Source organism: Actinomycetospora sp., assembly GCF_055612215.1.
Genome location: NZ_JBVPVA010000389.1, coordinates 1 through 5,499, shown reverse-complemented (window position 1 = coordinate 5,499; position 5,499 = coordinate 1). Strand labels below are relative to the sequence as shown.

At 76.2% G+C, this 5,499-nt stretch carries 3 protein-coding genes and 1 pseudogene; 1 reads left to right on the top strand and 3 read right to left on the bottom strand.

Going from position 1 to position 5,499, the window contains the following annotated elements; genetic code table 11:
- Positions 1 to 123: 123 nt before the first annotated feature.
- Positions 124 to 471: pseudogene (locus tag AC0CYZ_RS11110) on the top strand (GNAT family N-acetyltransferase); the annotation flags it as partial.
- On the opposite strand, the gene AC0CYZ_RS11105 reads toward AC0CYZ_RS11110, so the two are convergent.
- The 3 genes from AC0CYZ_RS11105 to AC0CYZ_RS11095 all read right to left on the bottom strand — a co-directional run bounded on the left by AC0CYZ_RS11105 (position 363) and on the right by AC0CYZ_RS11095 (position 4,855).
- A complete protein-coding gene (locus AC0CYZ_RS11105; protein ID WP_472215223.1) occupies positions 363 to 1,307 on the bottom strand; it encodes a glycosyltransferase family 4 protein in 945 nt (314 codons plus the stop codon). The pseudogene AC0CYZ_RS11110 and the gene AC0CYZ_RS11105 sit on opposite strands and share 109 nt — an antisense overlap.
- Before the next feature lie 527 nt (positions 1,308 to 1,834).
- The gene (locus AC0CYZ_RS11100; protein WP_472215221.1) at positions 1,835 to 2,944 is read right to left on the bottom strand and encodes a GNAT family N-acetyltransferase; all 1,110 of its coding nucleotides are present in this window, start codon (positions 2,942 to 2,944) and stop codon (positions 1,835 to 1,837) included.
- Positions 2,945 to 2,947: 3 nt separating this feature from the next.
- Positions 2,948 to 4,855, bottom strand: coding sequence for a glycosyltransferase (locus AC0CYZ_RS11095; protein ID WP_472215219.1), 1,908 nt, complete (start codon positions 4,853 to 4,855; stop codon positions 2,948 to 2,950).
- Positions 4,856 to 5,499 lie beyond the last annotated feature (644 nt).

The window sequence follows — 5,499 nt, the reverse complement described above, 5'->3', positions numbered from 1 at the left end:
GCGCCGTCGCTGGAACGCCCGATCTGCGCCTCGCCGTGGATCGACACCACCGGCGACCCGGCGTCGTTCCTGCGCCGCCTCTCCAAGAACCGCCGCCACGGGCTGCGCCGGCTGCGGCACCGGATGGCCGACGCCGGGGAGGTCGTCCTCGACGTCACCGACGGCAGCACGGGCGACCTCGGCACCGTGCTCGACGAGGGCTTCCGGCTCGAGGCCCGGCCGTGGAAGCTCGCCGCCGGCTCGGCGATCCTCTCCTCCCCCGCGAGCGTGCGCTTCTACACCGAGGGCGCGCGCTGGGCGGCGGCGGCCGGGGTGCTGCGGCTGGTGCACCTGCGGGTGGACGGGCGGTCGGTGGCGTTCGGCTACTGCCTGCGCCAGGGCGACACCCTGTGGTTCCTCAAGCTCGGGATGGACGACGAGCTCGCCAAGCTCGGGCCCGGGATGGTCCTGACCCACCACCTCGTCGACCTCTGCTGCGAGGACCCGGAGCTGGCCCGCCTGGACCTCCTGGGCGACGCCGAGTCGTACAAGGCCGACCTCGCCAGCGGCACCCGCGAGCAGGTCCGCCTCCAGGTCTTCGGCCACCGGCTCACCGGCTCCGCGCACCGTGCCGCGCTCGCGAGCGCCGCGCGGCTGCGCGCCGAGGCCGTCGCCCGCCTCTCCGACGACACCCGGGCGAAGCTCTCCGCGCTGCGCAACCGCTGGCGCCCGGGCGGCGCGAAGCGTTCCCCGTCGGCGGTGGCCTCGTCGGTCGCCAGCAGCTCCGCCACCAGCGCCGAGTAGCGGGCCTCGACGATCCGCCGGTCGAAGGCGAGGCTGCGCGCCCGCGCGCCGCGGCCCAGCTCCGCGCGCAGGGCGGCGTCGTCGACCAGGCGGCGCATCGCCGCGCCGAGCGCCGCGGCGTCGAACGCCGGCACCGTGAGCCCGGCGTCCGCGCCGATCCAGGCGAGCCGCTCGAGGTCGAACGTGACCACCGGGCGGCCGTGGGCCATCGCCTCCAGCGCGGTCAGGCAGAACGTCTCGTAGCGCGAGGGCACGACCATCAGCGAGCAGCCGCGCAGCAGCGCCTCCTTGGCCTCGCCCTCCACACGGCCGAGCAGCCGGACCCGGTCACCGAGGCCCGCGACGAGCTCGCGCAGCCGCGCCAGTTCGGCCGGGGTGCCGGAGCCCGCGACGTCGAGCCGCAGGTCCGGATCGGCGCGCACCGCCTCGAGGAGCAGGTCGAGGCCCTTCTGGCGGACGTCGATGCGCCCGAGGAAGAGCACCGGACCGTCGGCGACGTCGTCGCCGGCCGGCGGCAGCTCCATCCCGTTCGGGATCACCGTGACCCGCGCCCGCGGGCTGGCCGCGGCCACGAGGCGGGCGTCGACGTCGCCCAGGGCGACGAAGTGGCGGTAGAGCGCGAGCCCCCGCCGCTCGATCGCCTCGAACGGCAGGCCGTAGCGGCGCTGCATGTCGGCGCCGCAGAGCATCTGGACGAGCCCGACGACGGGGCAGCGCGCCACGAGCGGCAGCAGACTCGCCGAGACCGGCGGCGTGAGGCTCTCGATCCAGACGCCGGGGCGCACGACGAGCGCCAGCAGCGGCACCAGCAGCGAGAAGAGGATCTGCCCGCCCCGCGGCCCGGCCCATCCGACGGGCAGGTGCACGTAGCGGACGCCGTCGCGGTCCCCCGAGACCGCGCCGCGGTAGGAGCCGCAGTAGACGGTGACGTCGTGGGTGTCGGCGAGCCGCCGCGCGACCCGCGCGACCACCGCGGCGCCACCGCCGCCGTAGTGGGGGTTCCCGAGGTCGTCGTAGATCGAGAGGACCACGCGGCTCCTGCGGGCGGCCGTCACGACGACCGCCGCAGCCGCGACACCGCGCCGAACGCGCGGCGGGCGACCTCCTCGCCGCGGGAGAGCGGCAGCCGCTCGAAGCGCAGCGCCGCGTAGGACACCGGCACGGCGCCGAAGTACCGCTTGAAGTGCTCCGGCCCCGACCCGGCGTCGGACTCCCCCATGTGGAACCACCGCACGCCGTGCTCGCACGCGTCCCGGATGGCCAGCGAGTGCAGCAGGTAGGTCGCGAGGGTCTCCCGGGCGATCCCGGTGGTGTCCATCGCGCACATCCAGCCGATCGCGTGCCGGCCGCCTCCCCCGTCCCCCGTCGCTCCGCTCGCCCCGACCAGCACGACGTTGGAGGCGACCGGCACGCCGTCGCGCAGCACCGACCACACCACGCACCGCTCGCCCAGCGCGGCGGCCGCGGCGGCGACCTGCCCGGGCCGGTCGCGGCGGGCGGCGAGCCGGCGCGCCAGCGGGAGCGGCTGCCCGCGCTGCGCGGCCCACCGGTCGACCGACTGGGCGTAGAGCTCGCGGAAGACCGCGAGGCCGCGACCGTCGGGGCCGGCGGCGGTGGTGCCGTCCTCGCGGCGCACGTCGAGCTCGAAGCGCTCGGCCTTGCGGACCGAGTTGCGTGCCTGGCGCTTGAAGCCGGACTCCCACAGCCGGTCCCAGCCGCCGTCGAGGTCCACGACCTGCGAGGTGTACGGGACCCGCGTGACGTCCGGGCCGGCGGCCTCGTCCCACACCCCGCCGCGCAGCGGCATCGGGACCGCGGCGCGGAGGACGGCGGGCCGGCGCCGCAGGTCGTCGAGGACGATCCGGGCGTCGGCGGCGGTGAGGTCGCCGCCCTCGACGAGCGCCCCGCCGTAGCCCCAGCCGTAGGGCCAGGACTCCTCGCTGACCGTCACCCCCGCCCGCCGGCGGGCGGCGAGCGGGAGGACCAGGCGGCGTCCGTCGGCGAGCTCGTAGAGCCGGCTCGCGTCGGCGTAGCCGCGGGTGGCGAGGGCGTCGGCCCACTCCGGGGACTGGGTGACGACGGCGTCCGGGTCGGCGGCATGGACCTCCCGCCAGACGTCGCGGGGCACGGGGGTCACGAGGGCGGGTGCGGTGCTCGTCATGGCTCAGCCCGCCCGGGTGACGGTCGCGGCGGGAGCCGCAGCGGTGACGGGGACGGTCGGGACGACCCGGCCACGGCCCTCGACGGTGGCGATCATCGCAGCCTCGTAGCGCTCGACGCAGGTGTCCCAGCCGAGGCCCTCGGCGCGACGGCGGGCGCGGTGGCCCAGGGTCGCGAGGCGCGAGCGGTCGGCGGCGAGGCCGTCGAGGGCCGCGGCGAGCGCGTCGACGTCACGGGTCGGGACGACGGGGCCGGTGTCGGCGACCAGGTCCCGGACGCCGGGCAGGTCGGAGACCACCGGGACGCACCCGGCGGCCATCCCCTCGAGCACGACGAGCCCGAACGCCTCCGCCTGGGTGACCGACGGGAGGACGACGACGTCGTGCGTGTCGTACGCACGGTGCAAATCCTCGTCGCTGACGCGGCCGGTGAACAGGACGTTCTGGGCCGAACCGGCGAGAAGTTCGTAGTCAGCCCGATGCGCTCCGTCACCGATGAGGGTCAGCTCCAGCCCCGGGCGGCCGGCGACGGCCGGGATCAGCCACTCGAGGCCCTTGTACGGGCGCATCTGCCCGACGAACAGGACCTTCAGCGGGGCGCCGTCGTGGTGCGGGCGCAGCGGGCGGGGCCGCACGTCGACCCCCCACGGCACGACCTCGACGGCCGGGCCACCCGCGCGGCGCTCCAGCGCGGCGTAGTGCTCGGACGTGGTCAGGATGCGGTCGGCACGCCCGGACAGGACGCGGTGGAGCCGGTTGTAGAGGCGCGAGAGCGTCTCCGCGCCGCGCACGGCCAACGCCGAGTGGTGGGTGTAGAGGATCGGGGTGCCGCGGCGGGCGCCGGCGAACAGGAGCACGACGTCGCTCATCGTGGGCACCGGGCCGTGGAGGTTGACCACGTCGTAGCGCTCGAGCAGGGCCCCGACGCGGCGCCAGTGGGCGAGCAGCGTCGAGAACCGGTACTCGCCGAGCATCAGGCGCGGGATCTGGACCGAGGAGAGCACGTCGACGCGGTGCCCGCGCTCGCGCAGCCCGACGGTGAGGCGGTCGACGCAGCGGGAGATGCCCGAGACGATCGGCGGGGCCTCGCTGGTGACGATCAGGACGTCGAGGCGGGGCGAGCCGGGCGCGTGATGGCGGCGGTCGTCGAGCCGGACCGGCGCGACGTCGGGCGTGACGACCCGCTGGGCCCGACGCAGCGTCGTGAGGTGGCGCAGGAAGCGCATCCCCTCGCGGGCGGTCGACTTCGACTCCTCCGCGTGGCGCACCCCGAAGGTGAAGGGGACCTCGGCGATGCGCTCGAGGCCCGAGCGGACCACGAGCTCGAGGAGGATCTTGTAGCCGATGGGGTCGACGGCGTCGAGGTCGAGGGCGGCGCGACGGACGGCGAAGAAGCCGGAGAGCGGGTCGCTCATCCGCGCGACCGCACCGCCCAGCAGGCGGGCGGCCAGGGCCTTCGAGCCCCGCGAGACCGCGTGACGGTAGGGCGAGCCCAGGCCCGACCCGTCGCCGCCGTCGGCGTAGCGGGTGGCGACGACGACGTCGTGGCCCGGCGCCGCGGCCAGCAGCTCGGCGACGACCGCCGGCGGGTGCTGCAGGTCGCCGTCCATGACGACGGCCCAGTCGGCCCGGGCGGCGCGCAGTCCGGCGACGACCGCCCCGCCCAGCCCGCCGGCCGGCTCGTCGCGGTGGATCACGGTGAGCGTGAAGGGCACGGCGGGGGCGGCGGCGCGGGCCCGGTCGGCCGTGTCGTCCGTCGAGTCGTCCACGACGACGACCTCGGCACCGGCCGGCAGGGCCGCGGCGAGCCGGCGCATGAGCTCGTCGACGTTGCCCGCCTCGTTGAAGGTCGGGATGACGACGGACACCGTCGGAGTGGTCGTCCGTGGCGTGGTGGCGGTGAGCGTGAGCATGATCGTCGGACCTCCCCGGTATCGTCGTGCTCGCTGGTGACACCGAAAGACTGCTGGTCAGCGACGTGCGGGACGATGGAGCGGGCCCCCGTCCCGGCGGGGCGGACCCTCCGGTCCACGTGGGGTTGTCCCCCGTTCGGGGAGGTGTGCGTGGTGGCTGAGCACCGGTGCGCGCCGGGTCCGCCCGCCGTGGCCGGGGACGAGTTCACGTGCTCGTGCGGGACGCGCTGGGTGGCCGTCCGGACCCGTTGGTGGAGTCGGCGGCTGCGCTGGGAACGGGTGCTGTTCGCACTGCCGCCGCGGCGGGGGTGACGGGGCTCTCGGCCGCTCCGGGGCACCGGACGCCGGGCGGTACGTCCTGTCGGGTGAGGCCCTGAACGGCGGCACCACCGGGCGCGGAATCGGTTCAGCTCGGCGCGACACGCTGTGTGCCTGCTGGCCGGACCGCGGCGGGAGCCGTTGGCTCGGTCGAGGACGCAGTCGAGCCCCGATCGGCGGGGCGTGAGGAGGGTCCGTGACGTACGACGCGGTCAGCGCCTACACCGTCATGCTCGGGGACGGTGTCGGCCCGACGACCGTCAGCGTGCACGGCACCGCCGTGGACGCCTGGGCCGCCCTCGGGTCCGCCCTGGGCACGCCGCCGG